This is a genomic window from Hymenobacter agri (assembly GCF_054778495.1).
Window position 1 is genome coordinate 1 of the sequence record NZ_BAAGZM010001078.1, and the last position, 874, is coordinate 874.

1 protein-coding gene is annotated in these 874 nt (G+C 70.7%); it reads left to right on the plus strand.

Annotated elements, in window-relative coordinates; all coding sequences use genetic code 11:
• A partial coding sequence (locus ACYVDE_RS24575; RefSeq protein ID WP_460504146.1) for a fibronectin type III domain-containing protein occupies positions 1–874 on the plus strand: 874 nt, incomplete at both ends.

The window sequence follows — 874 nt, forward strand, 5'->3', positions numbered from 1 at the left end:
CTCGGGCACGGCCTGCGCCGGGCCGCTCACCTACATTAGCTGCGCCGGCACGGCCAGCAACACGGCCGCCCCCAACCTCGACCTCACGGCCCTGACGCCCAGCACCACCTACTACGTACGGGTGAACGAGTACGGCACCGCTGGCACGCTGGGCAACTTCACCATTTGCGCGGCGCCGGTGCCCAACTGCCCGCTACCCACCGGCCTGACCGCCGGCACCCTTACCGGCACCACGGCCGCCGTGAGCTGGAGCGCCGCCACCACGACGGGCAGCACCTTCACGGTCGTTTACGGCCCGTCGGGTTTCAACCCTGCCACGGGCGGTACCACGCTCACCGGTATCACCGGTACCAGCACCACGCTCACCGGCCTCAGCGCCGCCACGGCCTACTGCTTCTACGTGCAGCAGGTGTGCGGCAGCTTCAATGGCAGCAGCACGCTGGCCGGCCCGGTGTGCTTCACCACGCCGCTGCTGGCGCCGGCCAACGATGAGCCCTGCGGGGCCCTGGCCCTGGGCACCACCGCGCTTTCGAGCTCGAACAGCGGCGCCACCACCAGCGCCCAGAACGGTATTGTGACGCCCGCCTGCGCCGGCGGCGCCCTGCCTAAAGACGTATGGTTCACCTTCGTGCCCACCGGCACCAGCACCACGCTTACGGCCACAGGCGCGGCGGCCGGCGCCATCCGGGTATTCACCAGCCCCAGCTGCTCGGCGGGCCCCTTCACCCAGGTTTTCTGCCAGGGGTCGGGCGCTTCGAATACCCCCGTGGGCAGCGTGAACCTGACGGGCCTCACGGCCGGCACCCGCTACTACGTGGCGGTAAGCGGCTACGCCGCGGCCGATAACACGGGCGCCTTCACCCTGGCCGGCACC